This window comes from Flavobacterium ginsengisoli (assembly GCF_029625315.1).
GTDB lineage: Bacteria > Bacteroidota > Bacteroidia > Flavobacteriales > Flavobacteriaceae > Flavobacterium > Flavobacterium ginsengisoli.
On sequence record NZ_CP121110.1, the window covers coordinates 875,308 to 893,099 of the forward strand.

16 protein-coding genes and 4 pseudogenes are annotated in these 17,792 nt (G+C 32.2%); 8 read left to right on the forward strand and 12 right to left on the reverse strand.

Annotated elements, in window-relative coordinates; all coding sequences use genetic code 11:
* Positions 1–49 precede the first annotated feature (49 nt).
* Entirely contained in the window at positions 50–574 is a 525-nt protein-coding gene (locus tag P5P87_RS03820; protein ID WP_278021626.1) for a hypothetical protein, read from the reverse strand.
* A gap of 259 nt (positions 575–833) precedes the next feature.
* Here P5P87_RS03820 and P5P87_RS03825 point away from each other — a divergent pair, with 259 nt between their 5' ends.
* Complete coding sequence (locus tag P5P87_RS03825) at positions 834–1,307, forward strand: CYTH domain-containing protein (RefSeq protein WP_198855601.1); 474 nt, start codon at positions 834–836, stop codon at positions 1,305–1,307.
* A gap of 1 nt (position 1,308) precedes the next feature.
* A complete protein-coding gene (locus P5P87_RS03830) occupies positions 1,309–2,277 on the forward strand; it encodes a YpdA family putative bacillithiol disulfide reductase (protein WP_278021627.1) in 969 nt (322 codons plus the stop codon).
* Positions 2,278–2,348: 71 nt separating this feature from the next.
* Here the strand turns inward: P5P87_RS03830 and P5P87_RS03835 are convergent.
* Both P5P87_RS03835 and msrA read right to left on the reverse strand, forming a co-directional pair.
* A pseudogene (locus tag P5P87_RS03835) lies at positions 2,349–3,918 on the reverse strand (protein adenylyltransferase SelO).
* A gap of 187 nt (positions 3,919–4,105) precedes the next feature.
* Positions 4,106–4,639: a peptide-methionine (S)-S-oxide reductase MsrA gene (msrA, locus tag P5P87_RS03840; RefSeq protein WP_278021628.1), complete on the reverse strand. Its 534-nt coding sequence runs from the start codon at positions 4,637–4,639 to the stop codon at positions 4,106–4,108.
* Between the two features lie 183 nt (positions 4,640–4,822).
* Here msrA and P5P87_RS03845 point away from each other — a divergent pair.
* Positions 4,823–6,311: pseudogene (locus P5P87_RS03845) on the forward strand (aminotransferase class V-fold PLP-dependent enzyme).
* Positions 6,312–6,674: 363 nt separating this feature from the next.
* Here P5P87_RS03845 and P5P87_RS03850 read toward each other — a convergent pair.
* The 8 genes and pseudogenes from P5P87_RS03850 to P5P87_RS03880 form a co-directional block, all read right to left on the reverse strand.
* Positions 6,675–8,273 (reverse strand): APC family permease, encoded by a 1,599-nt coding sequence (locus P5P87_RS03850; protein ID WP_278021629.1) that lies wholly within the window; start codon positions 8,271–8,273, stop codon positions 6,675–6,677.
* On the reverse strand, positions 8,213–8,419 hold the full coding sequence (locus P5P87_RS03855; RefSeq protein ID WP_278021630.1) for a hypothetical protein: 207 nt from the start codon (positions 8,417–8,419) through the stop codon (positions 8,213–8,215). Before P5P87_RS03855 ends, P5P87_RS03850 begins: the two co-directional genes overlap by 61 nt.
* Before the next feature lie 21 nt (positions 8,420–8,440).
* Positions 8,441–8,992 carry a nuclear transport factor 2 family protein gene (locus tag P5P87_RS03860; protein WP_278021631.1) on the reverse strand — a complete coding sequence of 184 codons (552 nt, stop codon included), beginning with the start codon at positions 8,990–8,992 and terminating at the stop codon, positions 8,441–8,443.
* 47 nt (positions 8,993–9,039) lie between these two features.
* Positions 9,040–9,564 (reverse strand): hypothetical protein, encoded by a 525-nt coding sequence (locus tag P5P87_RS03865; RefSeq protein WP_198855608.1) that lies wholly within the window; start codon positions 9,562–9,564, stop codon positions 9,040–9,042.
* 13 nt (positions 9,565–9,577) lie between these two features.
* A complete protein-coding gene (locus P5P87_RS03870) occupies positions 9,578–9,940 on the reverse strand; it encodes a hypothetical protein (RefSeq protein WP_340696637.1) in 363 nt (120 codons plus the stop codon).
* Positions 9,912–10,055 (reverse strand): hypothetical protein, encoded by a 144-nt coding sequence (locus P5P87_RS25770; RefSeq protein ID WP_340696638.1) that lies wholly within the window; start codon positions 10,053–10,055, stop codon positions 9,912–9,914. The genes P5P87_RS03870 and P5P87_RS25770 overlap by 29 nt, the downstream gene beginning before the upstream one ends.
* A gap of 6 nt (positions 10,056–10,061) precedes the next feature.
* Positions 10,062–10,738 (reverse strand): annotated as a pseudogene (locus tag P5P87_RS03875) (peptidoglycan DD-metalloendopeptidase family protein).
* Positions 10,739–10,743: 5 nt separating this feature from the next.
* The gene (locus tag P5P87_RS03880; protein WP_198855611.1) at positions 10,744–11,409 is read right to left on the reverse strand and encodes a spermidine synthase; all 666 of its coding nucleotides are present in this window, start codon (positions 11,407–11,409) and stop codon (positions 10,744–10,746) included.
* Between the two features lie 64 nt (positions 11,410–11,473).
* Between P5P87_RS03880 and P5P87_RS03885 the strand changes: the two genes are divergently transcribed.
* Complete coding sequence (locus P5P87_RS03885) at positions 11,474–12,025, forward strand: 1-acyl-sn-glycerol-3-phosphate acyltransferase (RefSeq protein WP_278021632.1); 552 nt, start codon at positions 11,474–11,476, stop codon at positions 12,023–12,025.
* 84 nt (positions 12,026–12,109) lie between these two features.
* On the opposite strand, the gene P5P87_RS03890 is transcribed toward P5P87_RS03885, so the two are convergent.
* Positions 12,110–12,562, reverse strand: a complete 453-nt coding sequence (locus tag P5P87_RS03890) for a helix-turn-helix domain-containing protein (protein ID WP_278021633.1) — start codon at positions 12,560–12,562, stop codon at positions 12,110–12,112.
* 312 nt (positions 12,563–12,874) lie between these two features.
* Here P5P87_RS03890 and P5P87_RS03895 point away from each other — a divergent pair, with 312 nt between their 5' ends.
* The 4 genes and pseudogenes from P5P87_RS03895 to P5P87_RS03910 all read left to right on the forward strand — a co-directional run bounded on the left by P5P87_RS03895 (position 12,875) and on the right by P5P87_RS03910 (position 17,792).
* Positions 12,875–14,029, forward strand: a complete 1,155-nt coding sequence (locus tag P5P87_RS03895; protein WP_278021634.1) for a M14 family metallopeptidase — start codon at positions 12,875–12,877, stop codon at positions 14,027–14,029.
* Between the two features lie 77 nt (positions 14,030–14,106).
* Positions 14,107–14,586, forward strand: a complete 480-nt coding sequence (locus P5P87_RS03900) for an Lrp/AsnC family transcriptional regulator (protein WP_008468989.1) — start codon at positions 14,107–14,109, stop codon at positions 14,584–14,586.
* Between the two features lie 92 nt (positions 14,587–14,678).
* Positions 14,679–17,265: pseudogene (locus P5P87_RS03905) on the forward strand (phosphoenolpyruvate carboxylase).
* Positions 17,266–17,354: 89 nt separating this feature from the next.
* Entirely contained in the window at positions 17,355–17,792 is a 438-nt protein-coding gene (locus tag P5P87_RS03910) for a DinB family protein (protein ID WP_278021635.1), read from the forward strand.

The window sequence follows — 17,792 nt, forward strand, 5'->3', positions numbered from 1 at the left end:
TTTGTTAAATCTCAACTTTTGTTTTTGAGACTTAGAAACTTAGTGTCTTTTACTCTTTTCCTCCCAACAAACTATCTTGCCAATCTTTCAATTCTTTCCACTTTCCTTGATAAGCCATTAGTGCTTGTTTTGCCCAAGTGCTTGGATTATGCATAGCGTAATTTTCTCCACCTGCATCCAAAATTGACTGTAGCTTTTCGGTAGAAGCTTGAGATAGATTTTGCCAAGTTTTTATTCCTGCTTCAACAAATAAAGACTCTATTTTAGGGCCAATTCCTTCTACTATTTTGAGGTCATTTTCTTTTATCTTTTTACCTAAAGCATTTTCTGCCAATCCTGGTTCAAAAGGAATTACGACGGGAGCAGTTGCTTTAGTTTTTACAGCAAGATCAGCTTCAAGTTTTAAGATTCTTGCATTCAAATTTCTCGTGTGAGCTTTGCAAACATCTAAGTCGGCTTGAAGAGCAGTTGAGAGAGAATTATCATTCTTAGAATTAACTTTTCCTAGTATGTAACCTAAAATCCCACAGATTACACCTAGTGCTATTGGTATTACAACATAAGGTACATTCATGATTTTTATATTTTAGAATTAAAATTACAGTCAATTTTATATTATGGCAGAAATGATTTCTACTCATAACCAGCTGTTTAATGAGGTGTTAGGTTCTATCAAAATTACTCAAAATACTAATTGCAACATGTTAACAATCAGTTATATTGAAGTTTTTTATTTCTAGTTTCATAGAATAAATTAACTTTTTTTCATTTTTTAGAAGTTCAAAGGCTAGATTAAAATGAGTAACTTGCATAAAAAATAATCTGCATTTAAGATGATCGAAATAGAAAGAAAGTTTCTAGTAAAATCTGATGATTTTAAGAAACAAGCTTTTGCTCAAAATGATATTGCTCAGGGCTATTTGAGTTCTGTACCTGAGCGCACAGTTAGGGTCAGAATAAAAGGACACAAAGGCTTTATAACCATAAAAGGAATAAGCAATACAGCAGGTATGTCTCGTTTTGAGTGGGAAAATGAGATTCCGTTAGACGAAGCTCAAGAGTTACTAAAATTGTGCGAAAAGGGTAAAATTGAAAAAACACGTTACGAAATAAAATCTGGCAAGCATGTGTTTGAAGTTGATGAATTTTATGGCGAAAATGATGGCCTAATAATGGCTGAAATTGAATTGAACTCTGAAGGCGAAACTTTTGAAAAACCTGAATGGCTTGGCGAAGAAGTAACAAACGATGAAAGATATTATAATGCTTATTTAAGCAAAAATCCATATAAAGATTGGCAAAAATAAAATGGCAGAATCAAAATACGACCTTATTATTGTGGGAGGAGGACCAATTGGCCTGGCTTGCGCAATAGAAGCTGAAAAGAAAAAATTAAATTATTTAATCATTGAAAAAGGAGCGATCGTTAATAGCATTTTTAATTATCCGTTATATATGACCTTTTTCTCTACTGCAGAAAGATTAGAAATTGGTGAGATTCCGTTTAATTGTCTTGCACCAAAACCTGGACGTCAGGAAGCTTTAGAATACTACAGAAATATTCATCGTTACTTTAAATTCAATATTAATTTGTTTGAAAGAGTTCTCGATGTTCAAAAGGAAAATACCATTTTCAAAATTAAAACAGATAAGAACAATTACGAAGCTACGAATGTTATAATAGCAACTGGTTTTTATGATATTCCGATTGAAATGAATGTTTTAGGTGAAAGTTTGCCAAAAGTTCGTCATTACTATAAAGAAGCACACGAATATGCTTTTAGAAAAGTTTTGGTAGTTGGAGCCAATAATTCTTCTGTAGACGCAGCTTTAGAATGTTGGAGAAAAGGAGCAGAGGTTACAATGGTAATTCGTAAAAACGAAATTAATAGCCGTGTAAAATATTGGGTAAAACCAGATATTGAAAACAGAATAGAAGAAGGAAGCATAAAAGCTTTTTTTCAATCGAATATTACTGAAATCCGAGAAGATGAAGTAGAAATTGAGACTCCAAACGGAAAAGTTACAATTGAAAATGATTTCGTTTTAGCTTTAACAGGTTATAAACCAGATTTGAGCTTTCTTGAAAAAATTGGAATTCAGCTTTCTGATGATGAATTGAAAATTCCTGTTTACAATCCAGAAACGATGGAAACTAATGTAGAAGGTTTATTTCTTGCAGGAGTAGTTTGCGGTGGAATGCAGACGCATAAATGGTTTATTGAAAACTCAAGAATTCATGCTAGTATGATTGTAGATTATATTACTGCAAAATAAAAAGTTTGCCACAGATTAAAAGGATTTTTAGGATTAATCATTTAAATCTTTTTAATCTGTGGCAAATAAATTTAAGAACTACAAGACAGCATAGAACAGCCAACCTTAGTTCTAGCCCAATCTGGGCGTTTTGCAAACCATTTTTCAAATTCTGGTTGTTCATCGTACGGATTTTTCAAAAGCTGAAATAATTCATCAACCAAAGAATAATCCTCTTTATCTGCAGCATCAATTGCTAATTGTGCCATGTAATTTCTCAGAACATATTTTGGATTAATTTGATTCATTTTTAAAATTCTTTCTTCATCAGAAAGCAATTCAGAGTTTAATCTCTTTAAATAAACTGCAAACCATTTTTGCCAAGCATCGAGTACATTTCCTTTTATCTCTTCTGGAATATAAAATGCATATTCTACTTTTTCGAAGGCTTGTTCTACAGAATCATCTTTTTTTAATCTTACTAAGATTTCTAAAAAAGATGGTCATGTCAGTTTCTGACAATTGTAAAATTTCTTCTAAACCTTTAATTATTTTATCATCAGCTTCACTTGAAGTAAATAGACCTAATTTACTTAAGAACATTTCTTTATATTCAGACTCAAATTCAATTATAAATGAATCCAAAATTTTTTCTAAAGGAGCGGCTTCATTAATTAACGGATAAAGCGCATTGGCTAATTGAAACAAATTCCATTGTGCAACTTGCGGCTGATTTCCGAAACGATATCTTCTATTTTGTCTGTCTGTTGTATTTGGAGTCCAATCTGGATCATAGTTTTCCAACCATCCGTAGGGACCATAATCAATCGTAATTCCATGAACTGACATATTATCAGTATTCATTACTCCATGAACAAATCCGACACGTTGCCAATGCAGAATCATTTCGCGAGTTGTATCGGCAACTTTCTGAAAGAATTGTAAATATTGTTCTTTTGGTTCTCCTTTTATCTCAGGAAAATAATGTTGAATAGTGTATTCAACAAAGTGTTTCAAGTTTTTTAGTTCATTTCTAGCTGTTAACATTTCGAAACTTCCAAAACGAATAAATGAAGGAGCAACACGACAAACAATTGCACCTTTTTCGTATGCAGGATTTCCGTTATATAAAACATCTCTTAATACCTGATCTCCAGAAAGAACAAGCGAAAGCGATCGAGTAGTTGGAACACCCAAATGATACATTGCTTCGGCACATAAATACTCTCTTATAGAAGAGCGTAAAACTGCCAAACCATCTGCAGTTCTTGAATACGGAGTTTTTCCAGCACCTTTTAGTTGCAATGTATAAAACTGATTATTGTTTTCAACTTCAGTTAAATTGATTGCGCGACCGTCGCCCAATTGTCCTGCCCAGTTTCCAAATTGATGACCAGCGTAACACATTGCATAAGGTTGTGATTCTGGAAGAATTTCTTTTCCAGAAAATATATTTAGAAATTCTTCTGAGTGAATTTCATCTTTAGAAATCCCAACTAATTCTGCAACTTCTTCAGATGCATGAATCAATTTTGGATTTGAAGGCTTTACTGGATTTACGTATGAAAACAGCGTGTTTTTAACCTGACGAACTTCGTTTGTCAAATCTGGATCTGCTGGTAGTTCGGCAGTAAATCGATTATTTATTCTAAGATTTTTCATTTTGTTTTCTTTCTATATGCCACAGATTACACAGATTAAAAAGATTTTTTTGTTTGCCACGAATTACACAAATTTCTAGTAATTTTAGGTTTAGTTAGAATAACATTCGTGAGAATTCGTGTAATTCGTGGCAAATAGAGAATAAATAAAAATTTTTCAATCGATATAATCTGTGGTAAACTTAAATTTAGCCAATTAACATATCAGCGTACATTTTTTTAAGTTTTTGAATTTTTGGATCAATTACAACTTGACAGTATCCAGCTTCTTGATTTTCATTATAATAATTTTGATGATAATCTTCAGCTTCATAAAAAACTTCAAAAGGTTTTAATTGCGTTACAATTGGATCGCCATATGCAGGTTGTACTTCTTCAAATACTTTTTCTGCAATCTCTTTCTGTTCATCATTATGATATAGAATGATAGAACGATATTGCGTTCCACTGTCTCCGCCTTGACGGTTTAAAGTTGTTGGATCATGACTTGTCATGAATATAAAAATTAAGTCATGATATGAAATTATGTCAGGATTAAAAGTCACTTGTATTACTTCGGCGTGTCCGGTTCTTCCTGTACATACTTCACGATAAGCAGGATTCTTTATAAATCCGTCTGAATAACCCGATTTTATTGATTCTACACCTTTTAAACGCTGAATTACAGCTTCTATACACCAAAAACATCCGCCACCAAAGGTAGCTACAGATAAATTTCCCATAAATAATACTTTCTTTAAAGTTTAATGCCTATTAATTCGATAGGATATTATGATAATTTATTAAAAAAAGTTGTTTTAACTAAAAATACCAAACGGTAATATAGTGTTTGAAGTTTACTATTGATAAATTCGCAATTTTATAAAAAACTATATATATTTGCAATCAAACACAAGGCACAACTAATGGATAGCAAAAATAGTACCATGACCCTGGAAACTTATTTTCAGGAATTTAGACAAAATATTGTCGGTATAAATCAAGAATTTACTTCGCCTTATGGCAGAAAATCAATAATTTACACAGATTGGACTGCCAGCGGAAGATTATATCGCCCAATTGAAGAAAAACTGCTAAATGCATTTGGACCTTTTGTAGCCAACACGCATACAGAAACGACTGTATCTGGTACTGCTATGACAAAAGCGTATCATCATGCAAGACACATTATTAAGCGTCACGCTAATGCGAATCATGATGATGTTTTGATTACAGACGGAACTGGAATGACGGGAGTTATCAATAAATTTCAGCGTATTTTAGGATTGAAAATTCCAGAAAACTTGAAAAGCTTTACAAATGTCCCTGCCGAGAAAAAGCCAATTGTTTTTATTTCGCATATGGAGCATCATTCTAATCAGACTTCTTGGTTAGAAACTATTGCAGATGTTGAAATTATTCCGTCTTGTGAAAAAGGACTTTTTAATTTAGAGAACCTTGAAGCTTTACTTGAAAAATATAAAGATAGAACGATAAAAATTGCTTCTATTACAGCATGTTCGAATGTTACGGGTTTAAGAACGCCTTTTCACGAAGCAACGAAAATTAATGCATCACTATAATGGTGTTTGTTTTGTTGATTTTGCTTGTTCTGGACCTTATGTAGAAATTGATATGCATCCAGCAGACCCAGAATCTTATTTAGATGCTGTTTTTATGTCTCCGCATAAATTCTTAGGAGGTCCAGGAACATCTGGTGTTTTAATTTTCAATAAGAAATTATACAACAATATGATTCCTGATTGCCCGGGAGGAGGAACGGTAAGTTGGACAAATCCGTGGGGAGAACATAAATATATTGATAATATTGAAGATCGCGAAGATGGAGGAACTCCTGGTTTTCTTCAAGTTATCAAAACTGCTTTGGCAATTGAGTTAAAAGAAGAAATGGGAATTGAAAACATAATGGAGCGTGAGCACGAAATTGTTGATTATGTTTTCTCTCAATTAGAACCAGTTGAAAATATTAAAATTTTAGCAGGTCAGCATAAAGAACGTCTTGGTGTAATTTCATTTTTCATTGATGATCTTCACTTCAACTTAGGAGTTAAGATTTTAAATGATCGTTTTGGAATTCAGACTAGAGGAGGGTGCAGCTGCGCAGGAACTTACGGTCACTATTTATTACATGTTGATCAAGAAACATCTAATAAATTGGTTAATGAAATTACGATTGGCGATTTAATCAAAAAACCGGGATGGATTAGAATGTCGATTCACCCGACAACTACTTATGAAGAAATTGCTTTTGTTTGCAGAAGTATAAAAGAGTTAGTCGCAAATCATAAAGCTTGGGCTTTGGATTATTCTTATGATAAAGAGCGTAATGAGTTTATTCATAAAGATGCAACTTCTTTTGAAGATGAATTAGTGGAAAGCTGGTTTAAATCTTAAGCCCTAATACTTAAAAGGCTTATATTTTTTTTAGCCACAGATTAAAAAGATTAAAGGATTTATAAAAAATATGTCTGAAACTTTCTAATCTGTGGCTAATTTTTTTAACGAAAAGAGCGCAAAGATTTTTATAGATTTTGTGTGATAATCTTTGTGTTTATTGAGGTCGCAAAGGAGAAAAACTGACTTTTTTTTGCTAAAAGTTTCAGAACTGTTGAGTTTGTTATTTCTTATGAAAACTAAACTTCTAATTTAGCCCCGATAGAAGTGAAAATCCTTTTGTGGTGGGGTTCACCGCAAAAGATTGAAACGAATAGCGGGACTGGACGTCTTGAGAAAACGAATTTTTCTGCTTTTAAAAAATTACATAATCAATCGAACACCACCTAAATCGGCAACACGATAGGAGAATTTATTTCCAGGCGAGCCGATAAACATAAAGTTTTTGGGGATTTTCCATTTCTCAGAAAGTTCATCAATGATTTCTGGACCAAATACACCGTCAATTTCTATGTATTCAATGTCTAGCCCTCCATAAGCACGATCTAAAACTTCTAAGTCTTTCTTTAGCACTTCGTTGTTTACAGTGTCTTTTTTGACATGAACAATTTTTAATTTCTTAGTTGTTTCGTTGTCTTCAACATATTGCAAAACTTTATTTAAGATTGTTATATCGTCTCCTTTTGTAAAGAAAACAAATTCTTGCGAATTGATTTCAGAGCTAAGTTTCTCCAAATAACGATTACTGAGAATCACCATTTTACGTAGCGGCTGATAGAAATATTCTAAAGCTTCAATTAATAAACGGATTAAGGTAACGCGATTGAGCATAATTCCGATAAAGATTAAGGCCGGAACCATGTATTGTAAAAAAGTGTAAAATGAATTGATATTAAGGAGCATGTTTCCGAAAAATGTCGCAATCACCGAAGCTACCGCAATAACAACTGAAATGCCACGAGCACGCTCTGGTCTAGGAAGTTTTCTGCGTTTGTATTTTAAGAGTAAATTTCCAATTCCGAAAAGTGCCATTACAGCTAGGAAAGAAAAGGTATAAACTCCAGCTAAAGATTCTAAATGTCCGTTTGTTGCAAAAAGAACTGAAATACAAAGAATTAAAAAACTTAAAACAATTCTATAGTGAGAACCTCTTTTATTTTGTTTTAAAAAATAATTAGGTAAAATACGGTCTAATGTCATTCGATTTAAAAGCCCAGAAACTCCCACAAATGAAGTCAAAACGGCTCCGCAAAGTACCATTACAGCATCAATAGAAATGAGCCAAGCAAGCCATGAACCACCAGTGGTTTCTCCTAAATGTGCCAGAAGCGATTCCTTGTTTTCGCCTACTTCTGTAAGTGGAATTACACTTATTAACAAAATAGCAATTACCGGATTGAAGAAACTCACTATTCCCCACATGTTACCAAGTGTTTTTGGAAAAACGCCTTGTTCCTGTTCTTCTACAAAGTTGGCTGAACTTTCAAAACCAGAAATCCCTAACATAGCGGCAGAAAAACCTAGAAAAAGAGCTGTTTCAATACTTCCAGACGTAATTGGAGTTTGCCAATTAATATGAAAAGTATCTAAACCATGAGTCAAAACAAACCAGATTGATGCCAAAACAAGCAAAGCCAAGGTTCCAATATGCGTCATAAAAATAATAACTGCTACAAATGCAGATTCTCCGATTCCTAAAATAGCTAATCCTGTAAAAAGTACTAAAACTACCACCGTTGCTATAGTTACATTAAGATTCTCAAAGATTCCGTGTAGGTAATGCATTCCTTCAGAAGCTGAAATTACAGCAGTTGCCATATAAGATAAAACCGTTAACGTTGCAGCCAAGGAAGCTAAACGTTTTGTTGAAGTGTTTAATAAAACATTGTAAGCTCCTCCGTTTAAAGGAATTGCACCAACAACTTCTGCATAAATTTTTTCTGAAAAGAAACAATACTGCAAGCAACAATTAAAAGAGAAATCCAAGCATATTGTCCTGCATATAAGATGGTCAAAGCTGAAACATATAGACAAGAAGAGCTAATATCGTTTCCACAAATTGCAGTTGCCTGTAATTGATTTAATTTTTTGTGTACGATTTCTTTCATCAGTATTGATAATTAACACTTTTAATAAAATTTAAGTAACAAAATAATTATAATCGAACGTAGGCAGATAATGTATAAAATACGAAAAATACTTTGTGCTGTTTTATTTGCTTTTTGGAACTGTCTAAGCGCCGATAGCGCTTGTGCCTGAACTTTTTTCTGAAAAAATCCTGTCCATCCCAATAAATAACCAGTTAAGCCAAAGGCTTGTTTTGACCATTTCCAAACGTCAAAGTTATCAGTGTGTTTGATAATTAATCCGTCTTGAAAGATAAATTCGGCCGAGATTTTATTAATAACTTCTCTATTTGTTTTGCTAAAGTTATATGTAGCAGTCCAATTTGCCGAACCAGTTGAATCGTCTGCCTTTACGTTTGAAAATTCGATTTTTAGCTTGCCTTTACTTTTTAAAAGCAACATTTCCCACATTTTAGAAACCTGTTCTTCTTTTAATAAACCAAAAGCTGGATCAATAAAATGAACTTTCGGATGATAGCATTCACTCATTGTTTTAGCATCTGCATTTGCGAAAGCGGTATAGAATTTTGTTATTAAGGCTTCATTTGGATTCATAAAAAAATATTTATGTTAAATATAAGATTTATTAGATTAAAAAATCATTATAAAACACTAATTTCTTTAGCTGTATCAAATGTTTTTTTAGATTTATCAAATGCAGTTGAGAAATACTTCATTTTATTATAAGCTGTAAAATGACCGGTTAGATTTCCAGAAATGTCTGGCCCGCCAACAATTATAAATCGTACAGCATAAATATCTGTCTTTTTAAGTTTTAGCCATTCTGCAGCTGTAAAATAGTAATAAGCAGTTGTTGTTCCGTCTGCAGATTCTTTTACATTTTTGTCTGTACATGCAATAACATCAGCATTTGTCAGATCGACATAAACACCACCAGCTATTTTTGCTTTGTCACTTGCTGTAGAAATGGTTAGTTTTAAAACACCTCCTTTATCTGTTTTAGCTATTTGAACATTGATTTCGCCAGAGTAAGCATATTTATCGCAGATAAAAGGGTATTCCTGCGTTGCAGGATAAGGTGCTGAACCTTTAACGCTTATGGTTTGCTGTGCTGAAGCAAAAGTTGAAACAAATAACAACAGGAGTAGTGGAAGTTTAAAATTCATATATATATAGTATTTATTGATCAGCTAATTTGGCATCAAATTTCTCATCCCAATCCATTGATTTTATGGCAGAAATAAGATTGTCTTCATTTACAAAAATGCGCAATTCTTTATTGGCCACTTTTTTGGTGTACAATGCATGATAGCGGTAAATGACTTCATGTTTGGTTTTGTAAACTCCGTCTAATTTTAAGTCTATGAAACTTCCATAGTATTGCCTAAATCTTTGGCAGGTTTTAGTTAAACGCTCTTCTGTAGTGTTTTCCATAACCGATTTAGTTACTTCAGTTTCATTAAAAGGTTTAAATTTTGAAGTGTTACAAGTTTCTAAAACTCTCTTTCCTAAATCATAGGCTTTTCGTCTGCTGATTTGCACTTACTTCTTCTCCAGAAACTTTTTTAATTTTTAAATCTTCCGTATCTCTACTTACTGTTTTCGATTTACATCCAATTAATAATAACAAACATATAATCAATCCTGCTTTCTTCATAACTATTTAAGTAATTTTTAATAATAAGTTAGGATCGGGACAATTTTCGATATAAAAGTTTAGGTCTTTTGTATTGCATACACCAGGATAATCTCCCCAGTAATCACCAATTTTATGGATAATCTGAAAGTGGACATGCGGCGCATAATCCCCATTTACTAAAGCGCTTCCTAAAGTCGCAATCTTTTCACCTTTCTTAAATTGGTCTCCGATATTTAAATTTTCTATACTTTCTAACGATAAATGTCCATATAAAGTATAAAATTTTTCATTTTCAATTTCATGCTCCAATATAATAGTAGGCCCATAGTCTCCCAATCCAATATTATTTTTAAAACTATGAACTGTTCCATCAAGTGCAGCAAGCACAACTGTTCCTTCTTCTGCCCAAAGATCTAGACCAATATGAATATTACGTTCTGGTCTAGAAGCATCCAAAAAATGGGGCTTCTTTGATATAGAAATCTTCCTTCTATATAACCGCCAAATGCAACTTTAGCGCTATTTTCTTTAAGAAAATTTGAAATGTATTTTTCAAAATCTTCTGAGGTATCTAATTTCTGACTTATTAATTCTTCATTTGAAACCGATAAATTTAACGGCGTATATTCTGAGATATTAATTGAGGCATCAATAATTTTAGTAGGTGGTAGAGAATTTAAGATTGAGGCTAGGGGTTTCATGAAATTTAAGCTACTTTATTAATTATTATTAATTCATTGTGGACTTCTATTCGGGGAAGCATTTTGGTTTGAAATAATTTAGGATTTACTTCTGCAACATACTTTCTATTTCTAATATTATGTGCTTCATCTAATATCATGGTATTGAATAAAATAAAACCATCATCTTTTAGAAGCGTACAGATTCTATCTACAAAAAACTTTTCAAACAAGAAATTCGGCATATGAGTGTCTTCAAAAATGTCAATTATAATAAGATCGTACTTATCTTTTGTTTTTAGAACAAATTCAAATGCATCATCAATAACAACTTCCAATTCCTTAATTTGGTAAAGATTAAAATACTTATTAGCAATTTGGATCATATCTGGATCGATTTCTACTCCAGTTATTTTTTCCTTGTATTCAATCTCATTTACTAATGTTTTAACGACACTTCCACCAGCAACTCCCAATAAAAGAATATGCTCCATTTCTTTAATTTTCTGATAACCAATATTTCTAAGCCCGTATCTTAATATACGTTGCAAACTTCCGTATGAATAATTTGTGTTTTCAGTGTCTAATACTAATTCTCCATTTGCCCACGTGACCTCGATCATTTTGCTTCTGGCCGATTTTTTCTTGAAAATTTTTATTGGAATTATGTAACTGAAAAATTTTTGAATCATTTTTTATGCTTTTACTCAAATTTACCATTAAATCTTTTATTTTGCACCAAATATTAAACCTTTAATGAAAAAACTATTATACAAATTCATATTTTTCAAGCTAATGGGCTGGAAAATAGTAGGTGTAGAAAATGCCGAAGTTAAAAAATGCATACTAATGGTAATGCCTCATACAAGTAATCATGATTTTTATATCGGACTTTTCACTCGCGGAATTTCGGGACTACAGATGAATTGGGTAGGAAAGAAGGAGTTATTTAAATTCCCTTTTGGTTATTATTTTAGAAATGTTGGTGGAGAACCTTTAGATCGCTCTGGCGGATTAAATAAAGTAGATTCTATTGCGACTATTTTTGACAGAAAAGAAATCTTTCGTTTGGCGGTTGCACCAGAAGGAACTAGAAAAGAAGTAAAAGAAATAAAAACGGGATTTTATTTTATAGCGCTTAAAGCGAATGTACCAATTGTTCCGGTAGCTTTTGATTGGGGTAAGAAAGAAGTAAATCTTGGAGCGCCATTTTATCCGACTGGAAATTATGAAGCCGATTTTGAAGTTTTGAAAAAACACTATATTGGTGTTCTAGGAAAAATTCCGCAAAATGGGGTAAAACTATAATTTTTGAGATTTTTTTCAAACGCGTGAGAATCGCGTATTTGAAAATTTTTTGAACAGAGAGTCAAATATGCGCTAAATTTTGCATTATGGTGCATAAGCTTTAAAAGTGCCATTTTTGTAAAATAAAACTATTTTTTCAATTTCATCATCTTCTAAATCAAAGTTTGCATTTTTAGGATTTGGTATTTTTTTTGTTTCCGTTTTTTCTTCTGCATTCACTTTTATAGTAGAAAACAAATCTGTGCTTTGATGTTGATTTTGTAAAATAGGAGCGGAGGTTTGCTGAACTTCCTGAACAGTTTGCTCATTGCTTTTTGGAAAAACTCCTCTTCCAATTAAAATCCAATACAGATCAACATCAGGGAAAACCTCCAGAATTTTCATTACAAAATCTAAACTAGGTTTGTTTCTTCCAGACAAGAGATGAGACATACTAGAACGCTGTACACCAATTTTATCAGCAAAGGCTGATGCATTTAAACCGTAATAATCCAATACGGTTTCGAGTCTTTTAACAAAATCATCGATGTTTACCATTGTAAATTTAGATTTTAATTTTTCGTATTTACAAATGTAAACAAAAACAAGCAATACTCCAATCTTGCTGTTGCAATTTTAAAAGTACTTTAGTTTTATGTTAAATATAAAATTTATATGATAACATATAAGTTATTGAAATTAATATAATTATGTCGTAAAAAGCAAACTAATTAGCTCTATTGAAACCAGTTGAAGCTTTAACTAATAAAAACTTTATAAAACTGTTTACAAATCTAAATTATTAAATACTTCTTTAATTTACAATTGTAAAAATAAAGATATTTACTTTTGTAAACTAATCGAAACACAATGAATTTAGAACAGCTTTTTATACAATACAAAGAAAAGTCCATATCTGGAAGATATCTTACTCTAGACCATATTAAACCGCTTTTGGATAAGTTGAATACAAATGGTCAAGTACAGATTATTGGCACATCTGTTTTAGGCGAACCTATATATAGTTACCAAATCGGAACCGGAAAGACACGTGCTTATTTATGGTCGCAAATGCACGGGAATGAAAGTACGACGACCAAAGCTTTATTTGATTTCATTAATTTATTAAATGATGACACGGGTTTTGCAAAGCAAATGCGAGATACTTTTACATTTTACTGTATTCCGATCCTTAATCCAGATGGCGCAAGACTTTACACTCGTGTAAATGCTAATGAAATAGACCTAAATCGTGATTCGCAAGACTTATCACAGCCAGAAAGCAAAGTATTGCGTGAAGTATTTGAGAAATTCAAACCTGATTTTTGTTTTAATCTTCATGACCAACGCACCATCTTTGGAGCAGGCACAACCGGAAAACCAGCAACAGTTTCTTTTTTAGCTCCATCTTATAATGAGGAAAGAGAAGTAAACGATAATAGATTGAAAGCGATAAATATCATTGCTGGAATCAATGAAGAGCTTCAGAAATACATTCCAGGACAAGTTGGTCGTTTTGATGACTCGTTCAATATTAATTGTATAGGAGACACTTTTCAATTTTTAGGAGTTCCAACTATCTTATTTGAATCAGGACACTTTCCAGGCGACTACGAGCGCGAAATCACTAGGAAATTCATCTTTTTCTCGTTAATTTTAAGCTTCAAACTGATTTTCGAAAACGATTTAGTTGACAATAGATTTGGTGAATATTTGAATATTTCACAAAATAATGTGGTTTTTTATGATTTTATGTATAAAAATGTCAAAATAAATTATGATGGTATCGAAATTATTACGAATTTTGTCGCACAATACAAAGAAGAATTAATCGAAAATAAGATTCATTTTAATGCTTACATAGTTGAAGTAGGCGAGTTGGAAAATTATTTTGGACATTACGAATACGATGCAAAAGGCGCAGAATATTCCGACGATTTTCAAAATCTTCCTAAAATGGGTCAGAAAGCAAATTTTTATTTAAATAAAAATGTTAAATTTGTTAACGGATTAATAAAAAGTTAATTTTTATGTGAATTTGTTGTTTTTTATATATAATTTTATACTTTGTAATAGCAATTAGTAATATTAATTAAACAATTATGAGTAAATTTCGTTTAGATGAAGTAGATCACCAGATTTTAGATATGTTAATAGACAATACGAGAGTTCCGTTTACTGACATTGCAAAAAAACTATTGATTTCTGCTGGTACAGTACACGTTAGAGTTAAAAAGATGGAGGATGCCGGTATTATCATGGGATCTTCATTAGCCTTGGATTACGATAAATTAGGTTATTCATTTATTGCTTATGTTGGGGTTTTCCTTAACAATACATCTCAAACTAAATTTGTATTGGAGAGAATCAATCAAATTCCATTCGTAACTGTAGCTTCTGTAACTACAGGAAAATTCAACATCTTTTGCAAAATTAGAGCAAAAGACACTAAACACGCGAAAGAAGTTATCTTCATGATCGACGATATTGATGGTGTTTACAGAACAGAAACTATGATTTCATTAGAGGAAAGTATTAACGATAAGAAGCGTTTGATGCATACTATTTTCAAAAATATGTAAGAATTTCTCTTGAATGCTATATTAAAATATAACCTCAAGTTTATTCTTGGGGTTTTTTTATGACTAATTAACCAACCAACTATAACACGATTATGTATACGTTGCCAAAAATTGAGCGTTTTAATCAAGACGTTCTCTCAAAATACCACATTTATAATAGTGTTTTTATAACATTACCCTTTGATTCTATCGATAACACAGGAGTTTTACTCCCTTTATTTACAGAAACTTGCGAAACGGGCTTTAAAAAACAGGAAACTCCAAAAGAAATTGTAGATTTCTTCTCTAATAAATTCTTAAGTAACGCTTCTGAAGCTGAAAAAATCGACCTTATGTTTCGATTTATTCAATATATAGAGCGTCAAATTGTATTATTTGATGCTATTGAAGATGCTCGCTTTTCCTGAAGTAAATAATATGGAAGGGCGTGGGTCTCTTCGTGACATTAAAGAAAAATCAGATGCCAAAGAAAAAGATGACGAATTAATTGAATTCTTAGAAAACTTCAACGTTCGTACCGTTTTAACAGCGCATCCAACTCAGTTTTATCCTGGACCTGTTTTAGGAATTATCAATGACTTGACAGAAGCAATTCGTAAAAATGATCTTTTGGAGATTAAACAATTGCTGGCTCAATTAGGAAAAACTCCTTTTATTCAGAAAGAAAAACCAAATCCTTACGACGAAGCGGTAAGTTTAATTTGGTACCTAGAAAATGTATTTTATGCTACAGCAGGAGAAATTGTACATTATCTGCAAAAAAATATTGCGGAAGGAAATCCGATTCAAAATCAGTTAATCAAACTTGGTTTCTGGCCAGGAGGTGACCGCGATGGAAATCCTTTTGTTACTACAGACATTACGCTTAAAGTTGCAGATCGTCTGCGAACTTCAATTTTGAAGTGTTATTATGTAGAAATGAGAAATCTAAAACGTAAGCTAACTTTCTCAGGAGTAGATACTTTAGTAGCAGAACTTGAACATAAACTTTACCGTTCTGTATTCTACTCTAAAGGTGATATTTTTATCACTTTAGAAGAATTATCTACGCAATTAGAGAAAATCCGAACTATAATTATTGAGAAACATCAGTCATTATATTTGGATGAATTAGAAGCGCTTTTAGTAAAAATCAATTTATTTGGTTTTCATTTTGCAACTTTAGATATTCGTCAAAACAGCAAAATTCATAATGCAGTTTTCAAAGATGTAGTAAATTACTATCTGAATTCTGGTTCAGATATTTTTCCTAAAAATTATTTCGAATTAACAGAAGATCAAAAAATTGATGTTTTATCGAAAGTTAAGGGCAATTTAAATCCGGCTGATTTTGAAAGTGAAATTACAAGATATACTTTAGAATCTGTTCAAGCTATTAAAACCATTCAGCAAAATAATGGCGAAGAAGGAGCAAATCGTTATATTATTAGTAATAACGAAAGTGCCTTGAATGTGATGGAAACTTTTGCCATGATTCGTTTGAATAATTGGGAAAAGCCAACAGTAGATATTATTCCGCTTTTCGAATCTGTAGACGATTTACAAAATGCGCATTCTATAATGGAACAGTTGTATACCAATCCCGAATATGCCAAACATTTGAAATCTAGAGGAAACAAACAAACAATCATGCTTGGATTCTCTGACGGAACTAAAGATGGTGGTTATTTAATGGCTAACTGGAGTATTTATCAAGCTAAAATTTCATTGACAAAAATCTCTAGAGAATACGGAATTAAAGCTATTTTCTTTGATGGACGCGGTGGACCTCCGGCTCGTGGCGGTGGAAAAACACATAAATTCTATGCGTCTCTTGGACCAAAAATCGAAAATAACGAAATTCAGATTACAGTTCAAGGTCAGACAATTAGCTCTAATTTTGGAACATTAGATTCTTGCCGTTATAATATCGAGAACTTATTAAGTGCAGGTGTTACTAATCAAGTTTTTAGCAAAGAGAAAAATGAACTGACTGCAGATGAAACTCAAATCTTGACAGATTTAGCTAATTTGGGGTATGATAAATATTTAAGCTTCAAAAATCATCCGAAATTTATTCCGTACTTAGAAAAAATGAGTACGCTGAAATATTATTCAAAAACGAACATTGGAAGCCGTCCTTCAAAAAGAAGCAAATCTGAATCATTAGATTTTGCTGATTTAAGAGCAATTCCGTTTGTGGGTTCATGGAGTCAGTTAAAACAAAACGTTCCAGGATTCTTTGGAGTTGGTTCAGCTTTAAAACATTTTGAAGAAGCTGGTCAGTGGGATAAAGTAAGCGATTTGTATCACAATTCATTATTCTTCAAGACTTTGCTAGAAAATAGTATGATGTCATTAGCAAAATCTTTCCTGCCATTGACAGCTTATATGAAAAATGATCCTGAATTTGGTGAATTCTGGCAGATCATTTATGACGAGTTCTCAGAAACAAAACGTCTTTTATTAAAAATTGCAGATCACAAAACTTTGATGGAAAATTATCCTGATGGTATTGCTTCAATTCAAATTAGAGAACGTATAGTTTTACCTTTATTGACAATTCAACAATATGCTTTATTGAGAATCAATGAGTTAAATAAAGAGCAAACTCCTGATGAAGAATTAATTAAAGTCTATGAGAAAATCGTAACAAGATCTTTATTTGGAAATACTAACGCAAGTAGAAATTCAGCTTAAAATATAAAAAATGAAAGCGAGCAGAATTATTAGATAACGAATATTCAGGTCATTTTGGAACCTACGTCAAAGCAGCTGGAGACGGAATTTTGATTGAAGAATTAGAAATTTCGCTTCACGAGTTTATCCGATTTGTGCAAAATATTCCAATGGATAAATTTGATTATCGCTACGCAGAAGGGAAGTGGACAATCAAAGATATTATCCAGCATGTTATTGATACAGAAAGGATTTTTGCTTATCGTGCTTTGCGATTTTCAAGAAACGATAAAACGCCTTTACCAAGTTTTGAAGAAAGCGATTATGCAGACAATACAGATTCAAACAAGAGAAGCATTCAAGATTTGCTTACTGAATTTTCAGCTGTAAGACATTCAACTTTATTGTTTTACAAAAGTTTGTCAGAAGAACAGTTGAAGAGAATTGGTACAGCGTCTAATAATCCAATTTCTGTTCGTGCTTTAGGTTTTGTAATGATTGGACATCAGAAACATCATCAGAAAGTATTTGAGGAAAGATATTTGTAA